The sequence below is a fragment of the Enterovibrio norvegicus genome (assembly GCF_002876705.1).
Taxonomy (GTDB): Bacteria; Pseudomonadota; Gammaproteobacteria; order Enterobacterales; family Vibrionaceae; genus Enterovibrio; species Enterovibrio norvegicus_B.
This window is the reverse complement of sequence record NZ_MDAG01000057.1, coordinates 638,498-656,097: the sequence shown is the minus strand read 5'-3', so window position 1 is coordinate 656,097 and position 17,600 is coordinate 638,498. Positions and strand designations below refer to the sequence as shown.

The following is a 17,600-nucleotide window of genomic DNA, read 5'->3' as shown; positions in this document are numbered from 1 at the left end:
TATCTTAGATGATTATGCCTTCATTATCGTGTGACGTCGGTGAAATTGACTGCTCACACGCTTTCGTTATGCAACAAAAGGAATCTGACATGACGCAACAACCTCAGGCTAAATACCGTAAAGATTATACGGCTCCTGATTTCACGATAACCCACATTGACTTAGACTTTGATTTACTCGACTCGCATGCGCGAGTGACTGCGAAAAGCCAAGTTAAACAGACGGTTGCCGGCGCAGATTCCATGATCTTAGACGGTGACGGTCTCACGCTGAAAAAAATCGAAATTGATGGAAAAGCGTGGACGCATTACAGCGAAACAACAGAAGGGCTTATTTTATCGCAATTGCCGAAAAAATTTGAGCTTTTAATCGAAACTGACATCGATCCGGTGGGAAATACATCACTTGAAGGCTTATACAAGTCAGACGGTGCATATTGTACGCAATGTGAAGCGGAAGGTTTCCGTCGAATTACTTACTACCCAGACCGTCCTGATGTATTGGCCAAATTCACGACAACCATTACTGCTGACAAATCGGCGTATCCGGTCTTATTGAGTAACGGTAACAAAGTGGGTGAAGGTGATACTGACAATGGGCGTCATTGGGTTAAGTGGGAAGATCCGCATGCAAAACCAAGTTATTTGTTTGCTCTGGTAGCAGGGGATTTCGATTTACTGTCTGATCGTTATACCACCAGAAGTGGCCGAGACGTCGCGTTGGAAATCTTCGTTGATAAAGGCAATTTGGGTCGTGCAACGCACGCCATGACTTCGCTGAAGAACTCAATGAAATGGGACGAGGATCGTTTTGATCTTGAGTATGATCTAGATATCTACATGATCGTCGCGGTCGATTTTTTCAACATGGGGGCAATGGAAAACAAAGGCTTAAACGTCTTTAACTCCAAGTACGTGTTGGCGAATTCAGACACTGCAACAGACACCGATTACCTCGGCATTGAAGCGGTTATCGGCCATGAATACTTCCACAACTGGACCGGTAATCGAGTGACCTGTCGTGACTGGTTCCAACTCAGCTTGAAAGAAGGTCTGACCGTATTCCGCGACCAGGAGTTTTCATCGGATCTCGGTTCACGGGCTGTGAACCGAATTGGGAATGTTCGCATTATGCGTGGCCCTCAGTTTGCCGAAGATTGCGGACCAATGGCGCATCCTATTCGTCCTGAAAAAGTCATTGAAATGAATAATTTTTATACACTGACTGTGTATGAAAAGGGCAGTGAAGTCATTCGTATGATGCATACCTTGCTGGGAGAGACTAATTTCCAGAAAGGCATGACGCTGTATTTTGAACGTCATGACGGCACGGCAGCAACGTGTGAAGATTTCGTGAAAGCGATGGAAGATGCGTCTGGCGTCGACTTAGTGCAATTCCGACTTTGGTACAGTCAATCGGGTACACCTGAGTTGACGGTAACGAGCACATTCGACGAAACGCAGCAAACTTTCTCGTTAACAGTGAAACAATTCACGCCAGCAACGGCAGATCAAAAAGAGAAGCAAGCGCTGCTGATTCCGTTTGATGTGGAGCTGTATGCAGCGGATGGTAACGTTATTGAGTTACAGTGTAACGGAAATCCCGTTGGCAATGTGCTTCATCTTACGCAAAATGAACAAACTTTCACCTTCCAAAATGTGTCTGAAAACCCCGTAATTTCAATGCTTCGTGAGTTTTCTGCGCCAGTAAAGCTTAACTACGATTACAGCGATGAAGAGCTTGCCTTTTTGATGGTTCACGCGAGAAATGAGTTTGCGCGTTGGGATGCTGGACAAATGCTTCTGGCAAAACACATCAAAGCAAACGTTGTTCGCATTCAGCAAGGTGATGCTTTCTCACTGCCTGATGATGTACTCGATGCCTTCCGTGGTGTATTGCTCAGCAAAGAACTCGATGCTGCTTTGATTGCAGAAGTGATGACGTTACCAAGTGAAAATGAAATTGGCGGTTGGTTTGACGTGGTCGACGTTGATGCGATCCATCAAGTTCGAGATGCGATTAAACACGCCTTCGCGGATGCGTTTAATGATGAACTCAGTGCGATTTACCACACGCTTCGTCAAGAGCGTTACACCATAGTGCATGATGCAATGGGTAAACGTAGTTTGAGAAATGTATGTTTAAGCTACCTTGCATTGAATGAAAATGCAGATGCATTGGTGTCTGAACATTTTAATCAATCAAACAACATGACTGATACGGCGGCTGCACTTGCTGCTGCTAACCATGCTGAACTTGATTGTCGTCAGTCTCTGATGGACACATTCAGCGACAAATGGACGCATGATGGTTTGGTTATGGACAAATGGTTTATGCTGCAAGGCACTAATCCAGCGGGCGATGCGCTTGAAAATGTTAAAGCGCAAATGGAACACGCAGCATTCAGTTTGAAAAACCCAAACCGCACGCGTTCTTTGGTAGGGGCGTTCTGTAATAACAACCCCGTTCATTTTCACGCAAAAGATGGTTCGGGATATAAATTCCTGTCTGACATTCTTATTCAATTGAATGAATCAAACCCACAGGTTGCTTCTCGATTACTTGATCCTTTGCTCAAGTTGAAACGATTTGACGAAGAAAGACAGCGTTTGATGCGAGAACAACTCGAACGTTTGGCTGCGCTCGATAAACTGGCAAAAGATCTCTATGAAAAGATCAATAAAGCCTTAGAAGCTTAATCTGGCACTTGCGAAAATCGCCATAATAAGTAATTTAAAAGCCGTCTAACCAATGACGGCTTTTTTTATGAATTCGACTGTATATTTATTCTCGCTTGATATCTCGTACCAAGTTTTTTCACAGCATTATTCTGGTACCGCTTCGACAGTAGTTGTTAAAACAGACAAGGGTTTAACACTGCAACTCCCTGCATCGCGCCTGCGTCCATATTTGAGTCAGGTGGGTGTAAAAGGGCGTTTTCGGCTGACTGTAGACGTAAACAATCGTTTTAAATCGTTAGAACAGATTGTTTAAACCGAACGTTAATCACATATCTAAAAACTGCGCTCCAATTACCGTTTTTTCGTGTAACGCTTTCGTAACCTAGAGCTTAAACTACATCATAAGTCGCAAAGACTAATTAACCTCTATACTCATAGCGATTACACAAATAATAAATGGAGTAAACCATGACCGCGCGTGACCCTATTGTGCCGGTGTTGCTTGAAAAAGTTTACCATCTAATAGACGAGAAACTAGACAAGAAACAACAACCGCTTGTTGAAACGTTAGCCAAAAGGATTTTGGGTCCCATTTCCGACGATGATTTGCAAGAGAGGAATGAGTCCGATTTATATGGTGCTGTAATCAGCCTTTGGCACCATTTAAATACCTTCGAACAATCCAAAATCTTCGTAAAAGTATTCAACCCAACGCTTAGCGGTGATGGATGGCAATCTACCCATACCATTGTCGAAATTCTAACTCCTGATGCACCTTTCCTTGTCGATTCAGTTCGTATGGCATTGAATCGCTTAGATATTGCTGCTCACTTGATGCTCAATGGCCCTCAGCACGTTGTTAAAGACGCGAAAGGGAAGGTTATTGAGATCGGTGATGAAAAAGGCGAACGCCAATCGGTTTTCCATATCGAAATTGATAAGTTAACCAGTAAGAAAGAAATGGCGGCGCTGGAAAAAGAACTTACAGAATCGCTAACTGATGTCGCGCTTGTTGTGAGCGACTGGCAGCCAATGCGAGACAAGATGGCATCACTCATCGCCGATTTGAAGAAAGACAAACCGCCGGTAGAGAAAGAACGCCAACAAGAAGCCATTGAATTTCTTCAGTGGATCAGCGCACACAACTTTACCTTTATGGGCTATCAGTTCTATGAATTGACGGCCGTTGAAGGCGACCACATTTTAAAACCCGCTGATGAAGTTGGTTTGGGTTTGGCGAAGAAACTTGATTTGCCGCGCCCTGGCATCAAGCTTTCAGACATGCCGGAATCTGCACGCGCGACGGCGTTGCGTAAAGAGCTACTGATTATCAATAAAGGTAATGGTAGATCTCGTGTCCACCGTCCAGCCTATGTCGATTACATTGGCATCAAATGTTTTGATAAGAAAGGCAATGTGGTTGGCGAGCACCGCTTCCATGGTCTTTATGCGTCGTCAGCATACAACCAAGCGACCAACAGCATCCCCGTTCTGCGTAATAAAGTGCAGCGGATCCTAGAGATCAGTGGTTACTACCCAGGATCACACTCTTGGAAAGCGCTGGCGAACATCATTGAAAACTTCCCTCGTGATGAACTTTTCCAAGCAACCGAAACGGAAATGCTGGATATCGGCATGGGGATTGTTCAAGTACAAGATCGCGATATGTTGCGTATCTTCGTGCGTCGTGACCCATTTGGCCGTTTCTTCTCGTGCATGGTTTACGTGGCGAGAGAGCGTTACAACACGGAATTACGTCGCTCAACACAGCGTATTCTGAAGCAGTATTTTGGTTCAGAAAAAGAGGTTGAGTTCACGACCTTCTTCTCTGAAAGCCCATTGGCAAGGACCCATTACATCGTGCGTGTTGATAACAACAACTTCGATATCGACGTTAAGAAGCTAGAGCAAAACCTCACTGAGGCAGCATCAACATGGGATGATCGCCTTGAAGAGTCCGTGATTGCGAACTTTGGTGAAAACAGCGGTACGCCGATTGCCAAACGTTTCTCCAGTGCTTTCCCACGTTCATACAAAGAAGCCATGCTTCCGGGCTCAGCGGTTGCCGATATCGAGCGTCTTGAAGGGCTAAGCGCCAACAAGAAACTCGATATGTTGTTCTACCGACCACAAGAAGAGCCTTCAACGTCTTGTGCTGTGCGCCTCAAGCTGTTCCAAAAAGACGAAGCTATTCACCTTTCTGATGTCATGCCAATGTTGGAAAACCTTGGTCTGCGCGTGATTGGTGAAGCCCCATATAAAGTGCAAACGACATCTGGGGAAGTGTTCTGGATCCTTGATTTCTCGATGCTCCACAGTGCAAGCACAGAGTTGGATTTGTCAGACGCACGTCTTAAGTTCCAAGATGCATTTGCAGCCATTTGGGAAGGGCGCTTAGAAAGTGATGGCTTCAATAGATTGGTATTGAATGCTGGTCTTTCTGGCCGAGAAGTGACCATTCTTCGTAGCTACGCGCGTTACATGCGCCAAGTCGCGTTCCCATTCAGTCAATCATACATAGAAGAAACCTTGTCTTCTCATGCAGATTTGGCTCAGTTGCTCGTTGCTTTGTTCACCAAGCGTTTTGATCCGAAAGCAAACAGCGACAAAGAACAAGACAAGATCATTAAGCAGATTGAAGAAGAGCTAGAGCAGGTCGAAAGCTTGGATGACGATCGTATTATTCGTCGTTACATGGAAATGATCCTTGCGACTCTGCGTACCAACTATTTCCAAACCGACAAACAAACTGGTGAGTTGAAGGATTACTTCTCCTTCAAAATGGAACCTTCAAAGATCCCAGAAATTCCAAAACCTGTGCCAGCGTTTGAAATCTTCGTTTACTCACCAGACATTGAAGGTGTTCACTTGCGAGGCGGAAAAGTCGCGCGTGGTGGTCTCCGTTGGTCTGACCGACAGGAAGATTTCCGAACGGAAGTACTGGGCTTGGTAAAAGCACAGCAAGTGAAGAACACCGTGATTGTGCCTGTTGGCGCAAAAGGTGGCTTTGTTTGTAAGAAACAACATTCACTCAGCGGCCGAGATGAAATCTTTGCTGAAGGTCAGCGTTGTTACCGTATCTTCATTCGTGGTTTGTTGGATATTTCTGACAACATTGTTGAAGGTGCATTAACGCCACCACCAAATGTCGTGCGTCATGATGAAGATGACCCGTATTTGGTTGTTGCAGCAGATAAAGGAACGGCAACGTTCTCTGATCTCGCGAACTCTGTGTCTGAGGAATATAACTTTTGGCTGGGCGATGCGTTTGCATCGGGTGGTTCAAACGGTTATGACCATAAAGCCATGGGTATCACGGCGAAAGGCGCATGGGAATCTGTTAAGCGTCACTTCCGTGAAATCGGTATCGACTGCCAGGAAACCGATTTTACCTGTGTGGCTATTGGTGACATGGCGGGGGATGTGTTCGGTAACGGTATGCTGCTGTCGAAACATATTCGTCTTCAAGCTGCCTTTAACCACATGCATATCTTTATTGACCCAACACCAGATTCAGCGAAATCGTGGGTAGAGCGTGATCGTTTGTTCAAGCTGCCGCGTTCTAGCTGGGAAGATTACAACCAGAAACTGATTTCTAAAGGTGGCGGCATCTTCTCGCGCAAAGCGAAGTCGATTGAACTGTCCCCTGAAATTCAGAAAATGCTGGGTCTTCGTAAGCAATCGATGACGCCAAACGAGTTGATCAAACAGATCCTTCGCACGAATGTGGATCTGCTTTGGAACGGCGGTATCGGTACTTACGTTAAATCAGAGTCTGAAACCCATACCGATGTGGGCGATCGTGCAAATGATGCGCTTCGTCTAAACGGCAATGAAATCGGCGCGAAAATCGTGGGCGAAGGCGGTAACTTGGGTATGACCCAGTTGGCGCGTATCGAATATGCCATGAATGGTGGTCGTGCAAACACCGACTTCATCGATAACGTAGGTGGTGTGGACTGTTCGGATAACGAAGTTAACATCAAGATCTTGCTTAACGGCCTCGTTGCAGCAGGGGATCTCACCTACAAACAACGTAATGAATTACTTGTACGTATGGAAGACGAAGTGTCTGAAATCGTTCTTGATAATGCATATTGCCAAAGCGAATCCATTTCGGTGACCGCGGCGCAACAAGTTGCCTTGCTGAAAGAGCAGATCCGTTTTATCCATTACCTCGAAAAAGACGGGAAATTGGATCGCGGCCTTGAGCATATTCCTGATGATGAAACCTTGGCCGAGCGTCAGCTTCACGGCAAAGGGTTGACCCGTCCTGAGATTGCTGTGCTTGTGGCTTACGGGAAAATGGTACTGAAAGAGCTGTTAGTGATTGATGAAATCACAAAAGATCCGTATTTCGGCGATTTGCTACCTTCATATTTCCCAAGCGAGTTACAACGTAACTATCGCGATTCGATGGAGAACCACCCACTGCGTGGCGAAATTATCGCTACCAGCCTTGCTAACCAAATGTCGAACTGCATGGGCTTCAATTTTGTTTCGCGTATGCAGGACGAAACGGGTGCAAGTGTTGGTGAGATTGCATCGGCGTATGCGGTTGCGCGTGATGTGCTTGATTTCGGCACAACGTTTGAAGATATTCGCGCACTAGATAACAAAGTGTCTGCGAAAACGCAGTACGCAATTTTGTTCCGCTGCCGTCGTATGCTTCGTCGAGCAACGCGTTGGATCTTGCGTAATCGCACAAGAGGTCAGGGAATCCAAGAACAATTGGCGTTCTACAAACCAGCCATTAAGAATCTGTCAGATAATCTTGAGAAATACTTGGTGCCTGCGGAAATTAAGGAACACGAGCAACAAGCGGCAGGTTACATCAAAGATGGTGTGCCGAAAGAGATCGCAGATAAAGTTGCTCGCTTAACAAGCTTGTTCGCTGGTTTCGATTTGGCACAAGTGTCGGATCAAATGAAGATGCCGTTCGATGTGGTTGCGCGTTTGTACTTTGTACTTGGCGATACCTTGTCATTACATTGGTTCCTCAAGCAAATCACCAATCAACCGGTCGAGAACCATTGGCAGGCATTGGCGCGTGCTTCATTCCGAGAAGATCTGGATTGGCAGCAGCGTTTGCTGACCGCACAAATCTTGTCGGGCATGAAAAAAGGTGAGTCTGCAGAGTTGGGGCTTGAGTCTTGGATGATTGAGCACGCAATCAGTTTAGGCCGATGGGAAAGCATTGTTGCTGAGTTTAAAGTGGGCTCTGCTCATGAATTTGCAAAATTCTCCGTTGCATTGCGGGAACTTACGCTTTTAAATTTGAATTAAGCATCGAAAGTGTTGATAATACAGCCCCGTTTATTCGGGGCTTTTTTTCGGAGGTTACATGATGTACCGCCTCGCCAGATCGGCAATTTTTCAGCTAGACCCAGAACATGCTCATGATCTGACAATCAAGAATCTATCTCGTTTTACTGGTACACCTCTTGATATTTTTTATCGTCAAAATCTTCCTCCTCGTCCTGTTCAAGTCATGGGACTGCATTTCAAAAACCCAGTTGGCCTTGCTGCAGGCTTAGACAAAAACGGTGAATGTATTGATGCCTTCGGCGCAATGGGTTTCGGTTTTGTTGAAGTAGGCACGGTGACACCGCGTCCTCAGTCTGGCAATGACAAACCACGTCTTTTCCGTGTTCTTCCAGCTGAAGGGATCATCAACCGCATGGGATTCAACAATGCGGGTGTTGATGCGCTGGTAGAAAATGTTAAGAAAGCCAAATATGACGGCATCATTGGCATTAACATCGGCAAAAACAAAGATACGCCACTTGAGAATGGTAAAGACGACTACCTGATTTGTATGGACAAAGTCTATGACCATGCAGGGTATATCGCCGCAAACATTTCTTCGCCAAATACGCCAGGGCTACGTTCACTGCAATACGGTGAAGCACTTGATGACCTGTTGGGTGCATTGAAATTGCGTCAAACAGAATTGGCGAAATCTCGTGGTAAGTATGTGCCTGTTGCATTGAAGATTGCACCAGACATGACCGAAGACGAGTTAGTTCAAGTTGCTGATGCGTTGGTTCGTCATAACATCGATGGTGTTATTGCAACCAACACAACACTTGATCGCTCGCTGGTAGATGGCATGCCTCATGCTCATGAAGCGGGTGGGTTAAGTGGCCGTCCTGTTCAAAACCGAAGCACTGAAGTGATTCGTCGTCTTCACCAAGAACTGAATGGTAAATTACCAATCATTGGGGTAGGCGGTGTTGACTCGGTAATGGCAGCGAAAGAGAAAATGATGGCAGGCGCTGAACTGGTTCAAGTTTACTCTGGTTTCATTTATCACGGACCAAAACTAGTGAAGAATATTGTTCGTAATATTTAACCTAGAAAATTAAGAATGTAACGAAAGGGGGAACGAAGTTTTCCCCTTTTTTTTTATCTAAACCCCATTACACTTCTCCGAAAGCTCAAATTAAATCGCACTTTACATGGACCGATTCTCTGCACGAAGCAGGAGAGAACAAGATGTTGAAACCAAATAATGCATGGAAATGGTACTTCGATACCGACGCAAACGCGCTGATGCTCGACCTTGGTGGCGATATGGTTTTTAAAGTGGCGATTGAAAAGAAGCACCTCATCCCCGATGCGTTTGTTGATACCCCATTTTCAGTCGATGACGCATCACTCTTTTCGACCTACTCAGATGCAGTAAGTCAACTACCTTTGTCTGGCCCTCGCCAGGCGGAATTGGTATTAAACGCAGTGGCAGCGAACCGCTTCCATAAACCGCTACTTCCTAAAAGTTGGTTTTTCGAAACACAAGCAGGGCATACCACGCCAGCTGTAGGCTCTATTGTGGATTTGAAGACCGAATACGGCAGTGAATCCTTTTTGGTGATCGAAAACGCAGGCTGCGCATCTTTGTGTATGCATGCGAGCGAATCAGCATTGGCACTGACCGATACAAAAAAAATGCGGTTCTGTGAAGCGATAAAAGTAATGAATGACCGACTATCTCTAAATCAACAGCAATACGATAGCCGCAGTGGTCATTATGCGTTAGTAGGCTGATAGGGTTTCCTATCAGCCTTTCTTTTCTTCACGTTCTCAATATCTGCTTTTACTCCTCATCATCTTGTCGTTAAATCCCTCCACTATTTGCATTGTTCTGTTGATCAAAAAAGGGCGATGCACATCCATTTTTGCTGACTCAACGCCTGACAACGTTATCGTTAATCCTGCTGAAATCGCTGTTGTATTGAACAAATAATCGCTGTTGTATCAAACAAATTGTTACTCACCAAAGGCGTTGAATGTGTCTCCTTGATAGCGGCTATCATGTTAAATTCTGAGTTCAGGGCATTTAAGAAGGGGAACGTTTCATCTCTTCTAAATGAATAGCCTCCGCGTAAACATTCAAAAAAACACACTCTTCTCAAACATATAATGCACGCGCTCTGTGAGGCGTATTTGCACCAATCTCTCACTGTTATGGGTTTGTTACATACGATTACCCGTATTTACCTCATGTTTTCTTCGCTTATTTTCCAATCACTTGACGTGATGCCTATCACGTATTTCTAATCATTTGGTATGGTTTTTGTTCATGTGTATTTGCTCAGCAGAGCGAAAACAGGGCATAAAACAGAAACAAATTATCATTCACTTCCCCTTTAATGTGTCCATTTAGGATTGAAATCCCTTTCTGGTATATACCAAATTAACGAGGTTTTGTTGGTTTCCCAATGGGACACAATAGGGGTGACTTTGAAATTTAGATGTTAGCTAATTTGTGACCCTGTGGATAAGTGTGCACTTACTATAAAAAGGACTAACTGCTTAGAAGGCAGCGCTAGGGTAAATAGCTTTTGCCTGAAGGGCGTGGCGGAGCTTTGGTTTGTGTTGTTTCCTGATGGAAACACTTTTTCGCGCGAGAATAGCGTATGAGGAAGTTACAATTGAACGGAATTAGGTGGTCCTTGTCAGATGCTCATCGAAAGAGCACAAACAAAGTTTAGGGCTTTACCTTGCTAAGCGTGTCTGTGTCGTTTTGTATTGTTCTCACGAGTTACTGTATGAACCTTGAGAACATTTATCCTGAATAAATAATGACTGTTTATGCAGCAATAAGATCGCTAGACCCGTTTGTTTTGACTAAATCGAACGAAGTCTTATGCAGAGTTGAGCGAAGTCCATTTAATTCAGTTATAATCGCGCGCAACATTCCTCAGAATACATTTCCATGAATCAATATTTAGCAATTACCTCCCGCGGTCTTGAGAACCTTCTAGCAGAAGAATTAGAGCAACTCGGTGCAAGCGACGTGAAAGCGGTTAACGCTGGCGTGCGTTTTCGTGCTGATGAAAAAACGCTTTATACCTGTTGTTTATGGAGCCGCACCGCATCGCGTTTCATTCTTGTTCTGAGCGAGTTTGATGTACGTGATGACATGGACCTGTATCTGGGTGCGTCAGCAATTAACTGGCCACAATATTTCAGTGAAAGAAAACGCATTGCCGTCGACTTCAATGGTACTAACCGAGAGATCCGTAACAGCCAATACGGCGCGTTAAAAGTAAAAGACGCCATTGTTGACCGTTTCGTAAAAGCGGATCTTGACCGCCCAAGCATTGACCGTGAGCAACCAGACCTGCGTATCCACATGCGTTTGTCTCGTGAAAACGGCTTGTTGGGTATCGATATGGTTGGCAGTGGTTTGCACCAGCGTGGTTACCGCACTGAGGCGGGCGCAGCACCACTTCGTGAAACCAACGCAGCAGCGCTTGTCATGAAAAGCGGTTGGACGTTTGATCAACCATTGCTCGACCCTATGTGTGGTTCAGGCACATTGCTTATTGAAGCTGCGATGATGGCTGCACAGGTTGCACCTGGTCTTAAGCGCAAACGCTGGGGCTTTGAGTCTCTGAAATCTTTCGACCGCGAGAAGTGGATGGAAGTACATTCAGAAGTCACGTTCAAATCGAAGAAAGGCCCTGCGAAATGTGAAACGCGTTTCTTTGGCTTTGATAACGATGCGCGTGTGCTTGAAACCGCTAAATCCAACGCGCGTCGTGCCGGCGTGTTTGACTTGATTCAATTTGAATTGAGCGATGCAGCAACGTTAAGCAAGCCTGAAGGCTACGAAATCGGGCACGTGATTTGTAACCCTCCTTACGGTGAGCGTCTTGGCACAACACCAGGCTTAATTGCGCTCTATACCCAATTGGGTGTTCAGCTGAAAACTGAATTTAAAGGGTCGGTTGCTTCTATTTACTCTGGTTCAGACGAGTTGCTGAGCTGTTTGCGTATGCGTGCAGAAAGTAACTACAAGCTTCGTAACGGCGCACTTGATTGTGTGATGAAAACGTACCAGATCACTGCACGCGGTGAAGTTGCGCCTGTAGAAGGCCAAAAAGCGCCAGTATCAGATGTGGCACCAGAGTTTTCTAACCGTCTTCGCAAGAACATCAAAAAGCTTGAGAAGTGGGCGAAACAACAAGGCCTAGAATGCTACCGCCTGTACGACGCTGACTTGCCTGACTACAACGTGGCGATTGACCGCTACAAAGATCATATCGTCATTCAAGAATACGCGGCACCAAAAGAGATCCCTGAAGAAACGGCACGCCGCCGCTTACTGGACGTTGTTCGTGCTGCTATCACCGTGACGGGTGTTAACGCCAATAACGTGATACTGAAGACCCGTGAAAAACAAAAGGGTACGAATCAGTATCAAAAACTGGGTGAAGCCAAACGCTTCATGGAAGTACAAGAATACGGCGTTAAGCTGGAAGTGAACCTTCAAGATTACTTGGATACAGGCCTGTTCTTGGATCACCGCTACACGCGTAAGCTGTTGGGTGAGAAGGCGGCAGGTAAAGATTTCTTGAACCTGTTTGCTTACACAGGCACAGCAACTGTGCATGCGGCAGTGGGCGGCGCACGTTCAACCACGACGGTAGATATGTCAAAAACCTATCTGGCGTGGGCTGAACGCAACATGAAGCTAAACGGCAAAGTAGGGCGTCAACATCAGTTCATTCAATCTGATTGCTTGAAGTGGTTATCAATGGCTGATGGTCAATATGACCTTATCTTCATCGATCCACCCACGTTCTCTAACTCTAAACGCATGGAAGACACGTTTGATGTTCAGCGTGACTACCTCAAGTTGATGACAGATCTTAAGCGTTTGCTTCGTCCTCTTGGCGAAATCGTGTTCTCGAACAATAAGCGTAACTTCAAAATGGATTTTGATGCGTTGAATGAATTGGGCTTGTTTGCACGAAACATCACAGATCGTTCTATTCCACTCGATTTCGAACGAAACAAACACATTCATAATTGCTGGATCGTGACCCACAAGGAAGGTTAATGGCGTTAGTCCTCTACAGCACGGAAGCTTGTCACCTTTGTGAAGAGGCTTTTGCACTTTATCAAGCCGTGGGTAACACCACGGCTTTGCGCGTTATCGACATTGCGTTTGATGACGTGCTTTTTTCACGTTACGGCGTCACTATTCCCGTATTATCTCTTCAAAATGAAGACGGTTCAGTGCTCAGTGAATTGGGCTGGCCTTTCGATTCTTCATTACTACAGACATGGTTAGATACACATGGCATTGATTAATATCACCAACGCGCAGCTTGCCTATGGCGACAATCCATTACTGGATAAAGCTGAGTTCGTTCTTCAACCCGGTGAGCGAGTGTGTTTGGTTGGCCGAAATGGCGCAGGCAAATCCACACTGATGAAAGTGATTCACGGCACCGTGCTGCTCGATGATGGCAGCATTAACCGTCAAACAGATTTGAAGGTATCACGCCTTGAGCAAGATCCTCCGCGTGATGCGGAAGGCACTGTGGTTGATTATGTTGCTGAAGGTTTGGCGGAAGTAGGGGCGCTATTAAAGCAGTACCACGAGCTTCTAGGCTTGATGGAAACCGATCCAAGCGAAACAAACATTAACCGTTTGGCTCGCGTGCAAGAGCAGCTCGACCATCACGGTGCATGGCACTTTGAAAATCAAATCACACAAGTGCTAGACGCCTTGAAGCTTGATGGAAACAAGAAGCTTTCTGAGCTGTCCGGTGGTTGGCAGCGTAAAGCCGCACTGGCACGTGCGTTGGTTTGTGACCCTGACATTCTTCTACTTGATGAGCCAACCAACCACTTGGACGTGGCAACCATCATGTGGTTGGAAAACTTCCTGAAAGATTTCAAAGGTTCGATCATCTTTATCTCGCATGACCGTGCATTCATTCGCTCAATGGCAACCCGCATTGTGGATCTTGACCGAGGCATGCTGTCTTCTTTCCCTGGTGACTATGAAATGTACCTTGAGGGCAAAGAGGAAGCGCTGCGAGTTGAAGCGGAACAAAACGCGTTATTCGACAAAAAGCTTGCGCAAGAAGAAACCTGGATCCGCCAAGGCATTAAAGCACGTCGTACCCGTAACGAAGGCCGAGTGCGTGCACTGAAGCAATTGCGTCGCGAGCGTTCTGATCGTGTTGATGTGATGGGCAAAGCCAACATCCAACTGGATGATGCTGCTCGTTCAGGCAAAATCGTCTTTGAAGCGAAAAATATCGGTTACCAATGGGGCGAGAAGCGCCTCATTGAAGACTTTAGCTTCAATGTTATGCGTGGAGATCGCATTGCGTTAATTGGGCCGAACGGCTGTGGTAAGAGTACCTTGCTCAAAGTGATGCTGCAGCAACTTGAAGCTGACTCAGGCTCTTTCCATGTGGGCACGAAACTCGATGTGGCGTATTTCGACCAATACCGTGAAAAGCTGGATCCCGAGAAAACAGTGATCGACAACCTTGCTGAAGGCAAACTTGAAGTCGATGTGGGCGGGAAAAAACGCCATGTGCTTGGTTACTTGCAAGATTTCCTTTTCCACCCTCGTCGCGCGCGTACACCTGTAAAAGCACTCTCTGGTGGTGAGAAGAACCGTTTATTGCTGGCACGTCTTTTCTTGAAGCCAGCCAACTTATTGGTGCTTGATGAGCCAACCAATGATTTGGATATCGAAACTCTGGAACTTTTAGAAGAATTGCTTGCCAATTATCAAGGTACCTTGCTGTTAGTGAGTCACGATCGTCAATTTGTTGATAACACAGTGACGCATAGCTGGGTGTTTGAAGGGGATGGTTTAATTCGTAAGTTTGTGGGTGGCTATCACGATGCAATGCAGCAACGTGAGAACTACTTGAAAGCAACCGAGACCAGTAAACCTCAGAAAGCAAAGCCAGAAACATCAGCAGAAGTGCCGAAAAAAGCACCAGAAGCGAAAAAGACAACGAAAAAATTGTCTTACAAGTTGCAAAGAGAGCTTGAAGCGCTTCCACAGCTACTTGAAAACTTAGAAAATGAAATTTCGCACATTCAGGAGTCGGTCAACGACCCTGCGTTCTTCCAGCGTAGTAATGATGAAACACAAACTGTGCTTCAACGCTTAAGCGAAGCTGAAGCAGAGTTAGAAGTTGCCTTTGAACGCTGGGAAGAGCTCGAAGAAATGCAAAAGGATTAGGAATGCAGTTCAACAAATTCAAATTGTCAGCAATCGCACTCGCGGTTGCTGGGTTACCAACGCTTGCAAGTGCAGCGATTTACAATGTTACCCAAGAAACTGGGGCTTCAAGCGGCCAATCTTCGGCGGCAACGGCGATTGCAGCCGATAGCTCGAAAATCGCGGTAGAAGTGCTTCGTGGGCCTGTTGGGCTGAACTATTCAGAAGAAATGCCCTACATGGTAGATGAAGAGCATTTCATTAATAGTTATGACGACCTTGATAACTATTGTGATAATTACCTGGGTTACAACACCTGTGATGCTTGGGCGGATGAACAATGGTATGGCATCAAAGCCACTGGCGAGGTGTGTGATAGCGAAGACAGTGAACAAGTCTGTGATGGCGGCCTGAAGAAAGAAATCGACGCTTGGAACAACGGATACACGTCTAACAGCACTGCCTCTGTTGATGGCACGAGAGCCAATCCTTTTGGACCAGGTGTCAGTGGTACTCCACCAACAGGCTCAGCGAATGCTAACTCCACCAATGTTGTGATCAATCAGATCTCAGATGCTGGCGCGGTAGGTGCGTCAAGTAGTCCGTATTACCAGAATGGTGCTGTTCATGCGAGAGCGTTTAAGACGCGTGGTTTTAATGGCGGTACTGAACTGCTTCCACCATCAGGATTGGGAACGGTTATCTCTACCATCGGTCAAACCAACGCCAATGGTGCTATTACAGTGGGCTCAGATGTCATTACATTTGGCTCTGCTTCCGTCGCTAACATGGCCGATGTGGGTGATCGCGGAAAAGTCCCTGAAGGCGCGGGGCTAAGTAGCTTATTTAGTTGTTCATCAACTGTTGACTATACTGATCGTGCTTGTCAGTACTTCCAGTTCGCCAATCAAGCTGTTGTGTGGGTTTCGAGTTACGCTAGCTCTGAAAATGCCCGTGTGATCGCAGATTTTCAGACCGACAACGACAACAACCCTACAGGGAACACGGACGATACAGCGCAAGCATCGGTGAAGGCTGCAACTCTCCTTACCAATGAAACTGCGCCTACCATGGTGGGTTTCAATACATATGATGATAACGGCTTTTATGCACGTGCTGTGAAGTACACTCCGATTTCAGATTTTTCAACGTGTTTAACCAATCTCCAGACAGATACTTCTTTGCGTTGCTGGACAATGTCACTTATCCCTGGCATCGAGATTCGCCAAAGCGGCGACATTATCTACTCTTACACCGTTGCCAATGACATCAATGAGAATGGCATTGTCGCTGGTATCGCCAAGAACTTCCGTCGTGCAAGCGGTGCTTATGCGGAAACCGTGTTTATCAATGAAGGCACGTCTACGACGCTGCTGGGTGCTTCTCAAAGTTCATTGTTCTTTGCGGGCTACAATGCAACAGCAGCCTCGATAAACAACGATAACGAACTGGTGGGTAAGGTTGATACTGAATCTGCGCGTGACCGGGCTCGTCGTCAGCGTGGTTACATTTACCTTCATGGTTCAGCCAAAAACCTTACGACATTTCAAAGCACCCGTGGTTGGTTACTTGATGATTTGACCAATGGTGGTGCTGCTTCAGACACCAACAACCAATACCGTATTGCTGAGGCTTTCGATATCGCTGATAACGGCGACATTGCAGCATCTGCTTTCTACTGTGCTGGTGGATATCGTTCAACTGCACACAACGCGCTTTGTGACGGTACTGAAGAACTTGTCGCGGTAAAACTGACTCGAGATAACAACGGAACAATTTCACAACGCACTTACGATGATCAAACCGTGTCGCGAAGTGGTGGCAGTGTTGGTTTCTTAGGTTTGGGTCTTCTTGCGCTTGCGGGCGCAATGCGTCGTAAAAAGTAATTTTCATTTCTGGCTCACTCTCACAAATTTTTGGAGGATGAGCCTCCCAATGCTTGATTATTCTCTGAGCATGAATAAGTCTTAATGGGTGCGGTAATAAAACGTCAACATGACCAACACCGTACCGTAAAGATGAAAACGTCGAAGGATAAGAGGGCGGAAATATGAAAAGACAGAAGCGAGATCGTTTAGAACGTGCACAAGCGAAAGGCTATCAAGCGGGTATAAACGGTCGATCCTCTGAGACATGTCCTTATCAGGCCATGGACGCACGCAGTCAATGGTTAGGTGGCTGGCGCGATGGCCGAGATACAAAAACGACCAACATGAAGTAAACCCACCCCTAAAAATTATCTTACAAGCCCCTGAATAGGGGCTTTTGATTGCTCATTTAACGCACTATAACTAATTGTGTGGGGAAGATCTGAAATAGAAGGTAATAACAGCCTTGGAAAACAGAGAAGCTTGGAAACTGGCGGGGATGAAGTAGGTAAGTATTTGTTTATCAGCGCTTAGCTATTAAAATCTCGTATCTCGTATCTC

General features: G+C 46.0%; 10 protein-coding genes. All 10 read left to right on the top strand.

Annotation, left to right across the window (positions count from 1 at the left end):
• Window positions 1–89: 89 nt before the first annotated feature.
• The 10 genes from pepN to rmf all read left to right on the top strand — a co-directional run bounded on the left by pepN (window position 90) and on the right by rmf (window position 17,392).
• Window positions 90–2,699: an aminopeptidase N gene (gene pepN / locus BCT27_RS22215; protein ID WP_102396791.1), complete on the top strand. Its 2,610-nt coding sequence runs from the start codon at window positions 90–92 to the stop codon at window positions 2,697–2,699.
• Window positions 2,700–2,766: 67 nt separating this feature from the next.
• On the top strand, window positions 2,767–2,994 hold the full coding sequence (locus BCT27_RS22210) for a DUF2835 domain-containing protein (RefSeq protein ID WP_102318854.1): 228 nt from the start codon (window positions 2,767–2,769) through the stop codon (window positions 2,992–2,994).
• 155 nt (window positions 2,995–3,149) lie between these two features.
• Window positions 3,150–7,967 (top strand): NAD-glutamate dehydrogenase, encoded by a 4,818-nt coding sequence (locus BCT27_RS22205; RefSeq protein ID WP_102392195.1) that lies wholly within the window; start codon window positions 3,150–3,152, stop codon window positions 7,965–7,967.
• Window positions 7,968–8,025: 58 nt separating this feature from the next.
• Entirely contained in the window at window positions 8,026–9,036 is a 1,011-nt protein-coding gene (gene pyrD, locus BCT27_RS22200; protein ID WP_102396790.1) for a quinone-dependent dihydroorotate dehydrogenase, read from the top strand.
• A 143-nt stretch (window positions 9,037–9,179) separates the two neighbouring features.
• Complete coding sequence (locus BCT27_RS22195; RefSeq protein ID WP_102396789.1) at window positions 9,180–9,728, top strand: cell division protein ZapC; 549 nt, start codon at window positions 9,180–9,182, stop codon at window positions 9,726–9,728.
• Window positions 9,729–10,899: 1,171 nt separating this feature from the next.
• Window positions 10,900–13,032 (top strand): bifunctional 23S rRNA (guanine(2069)-N(7))-methyltransferase RlmK/23S rRNA (guanine(2445)-N(2))-methyltransferase RlmL, encoded by a 2,133-nt coding sequence (gene rlmKL / locus BCT27_RS22190; RefSeq protein ID WP_102396788.1) that lies wholly within the window; start codon window positions 10,900–10,902, stop codon window positions 13,030–13,032.
• The gene (locus BCT27_RS22185; RefSeq protein ID WP_017007591.1) at window positions 13,032–13,286 is read left to right on the top strand and encodes a glutaredoxin family protein; all 255 of its coding nucleotides are present in this window, start codon (window positions 13,032–13,034) and stop codon (window positions 13,284–13,286) included. Before rlmKL ends, BCT27_RS22185 begins: the two co-directional genes overlap by 1 nt.
• Window positions 13,273–15,192 (top strand): ATP-binding cassette ATPase Uup, encoded by a 1,920-nt coding sequence (uup, locus tag BCT27_RS22180; protein ID WP_102318858.1) that lies wholly within the window; start codon window positions 13,273–13,275, stop codon window positions 15,190–15,192. The genes BCT27_RS22185 and uup overlap by 14 nt, the downstream gene beginning before the upstream one ends.
• A 2-nt stretch (window positions 15,193–15,194) precedes the next feature.
• Window positions 15,195–17,057, top strand: a complete 1,863-nt coding sequence (locus tag BCT27_RS22175) for a DUF3466 family protein (protein ID WP_102396787.1) — start codon at window positions 15,195–15,197, stop codon at window positions 17,055–17,057.
• 164 nt (window positions 17,058–17,221) lie between these two features.
• The gene (gene rmf / locus BCT27_RS22170) at window positions 17,222–17,392 is read left to right on the top strand and encodes a ribosome modulation factor (RefSeq protein ID WP_017011042.1); all 171 of its coding nucleotides are present in this window, start codon (window positions 17,222–17,224) and stop codon (window positions 17,390–17,392) included.
• The last annotated feature ends 208 nt before the right edge of the window (window positions 17,393–17,600 follow it).